Origin of the sequence: Streptomyces sp. NPDC051677, assembly GCF_044453465.1 — a bacterium.
GTDB lineage: Bacteria > Actinomycetota > Actinomycetes > Streptomycetales > Streptomycetaceae > Streptomyces.
In genome coordinates, this window is the sequence record NZ_JBITCT010000137.1 from 1 (window position 1) to 2,075 (window position 2,075).

1 protein-coding gene is annotated in these 2,075 nt (G+C 70.9%); it reads left to right on the forward strand.

Going from position 1 to position 2,075, the window contains the following annotated elements:
• Positions 1–2,075: condensation domain-containing protein (locus ACIBAF_RS49235; protein ID WP_399473405.1), on the forward strand; the 2,075-nt coding region annotated here is incomplete at both ends.

Consider the following 2,075-nt stretch of genomic DNA (forward strand, 5'->3'; position numbering starts at 1 on the left):
CGCCGGCCCGACGGATCCCTGAAGTTCACCGGCCGCAACGACCACCAGGTCAAGATCCGCGGCATGCGCGTCGAACTCGGCGAGATCGAGGCGACATACGCCGACGTCCCGGGGGTGAGCCAGGCCGTCGTCGTGGTGCGCGAGGACAACCCGGGCGTTCGCGAACTGGTCGCCTACCTCGTCGCGGGCGAGCGGGGCGGGCACCTCACGCACGACGCGCTGGAAGCCCGCTTGAAGGAACGTCTCCCCGAGCACATGGTCCCGCGGCACACCGTGTTCCTGCCCGCACTGCCGCTGACCGCGAACCTTAAGGTGGACCGGCGGGCCCTGCCCGCGCCCCTCCGCTCCACGGCCGTAGCCGACAGCAGTCGCAAGTCCCCCCGCAACGCTCTGGAAGCGCAACTGGTCGAGGTCTTTGCGGATCTACTCGGCTCCGGGCCGGTCGGTGTGGACGCGGACTTCTTCGCGCTCGGCGGCGACTCGGTGCTCGCTGCCCGCGCGGCGATCCGGCTGCGGCCCGTCCTGGGTCGGCAGATCCCGGTGCGCGACATTTTCGAACACCGTACGCCCGAGGCGCTCGCGAGCGCCCTCGCCGCCGTGGAGTCCGCGCCGGACAACGTCGAGCCGGACCTCGTTCCCGTCCCACGGGACGAACCGCCCCGACTGTCGCACATGCAGGAACCCCTGTGGTTCCTGCACCAACTGGACCGGGACTCCCCTGCCTACAACGAGCCGGTCGCCTACACCCTCCGCGGCGACCTCGACGTTCCCGCTCTCGAAGAGGCGCTGCGGATCGTCGTACGCCGTCACGAAACGCTGCGTACGGCCTTCGCACCGGGCGCGGCCGACGTGCCCGTGCAGCTGATTGCCGGCGATGCCGATGCCACGCTGCAAGTCGAGGACCTCCGCTCCGTGCCGGAGCCGCAACGGCGGGCGTTCCTCGACGCCCGACTGGCGGAGGTGTCCCGCCTTCCCTTCGACCTCTCCCGGCCCCCGCTGTGGCGGGCGTGGCTGCTGCGCACCGGTGACCGGGAATGGGTGTTCCTGCTCGTCCAGCACCACATCATCACCGATGGACGCTCCCTGATGGTGCTCCTGCGTGACCTGGGTACTGCCTACAGTGCGCTGACGGCCGACCGGGCCCCCGAACTGCCTCCCGTACCGCTGCAGTTCGCGGACTACGCGGTCTGGCAGCGCGCCCGGCTGGCCGACGGCCGGGAGAAGGCGCAGCTCGCCCACTGGCGCACGGCACTGGCCGGCGCACCCGAGGTCATCGGCCTGCGCACCGACCGCCCCCGCTCCGGCGCGCCCGGCGATCACGGCGGCCGGGTTCTCTTCACACTCGACGCCGACACCGGTTCGCTGCTCCGCCGACGCTGTGACGAGCACCAGGTGTCGCCCTACATGTTCCTCCTCGCCGTCTTCAACCTGCTGCTGCACCGCCACTGCGGCCAGGACGACTTCGTCGTGGGCTCCCCTTTCGAGGGCCGCCAGCACACCGCACTGCAGGACCTGCTCGGCTTCTTCGTGAACACCGTCCCGTTGCGCAGCACCTACCGCGCGGACGAGAGCTTCCCGGACTACCTGGCCAGGGTGAAGGACGGCTGCCTCTCCGCCCACGCACACCAGGATGTGCCGTTCGCCCGGCTGGTGCGCGCCCTCGGCCTGCAAGGCGCCGGCTACTCCCCGCTCGTCCAGGTGGTCTTCGCCTTCCAGAACCGGGCGGGCGCGACGGCGGACTTCCCCGGTCTGCGGCTGGAGCACCGCCCGGTCGACGCCGGGGTTGCGCGCTTCGACCTCACGCTGTTCCTGGACCAGATGCCCGAGGGCGACTTCGAGGGAAGCCTCGAATACCGCAGCGACCTCTTCGACCGGCAGACCGCTGAACGCCTGGCCGACGGATTCCGGACGCTGCTCGACCGAGTCCTCGCCGACCCGGCCCGCAGAGTCGCCGCCATCCCGATCGCCACCCCGCAGGACCTGCAGTTGTCCGCCGACCGCAACGACACGGCGGTGGAGTTCCCGTCGGAGCGGTGTCTGCATGAGCTGTTCGAGGAGCAGGCGACGCGCACACC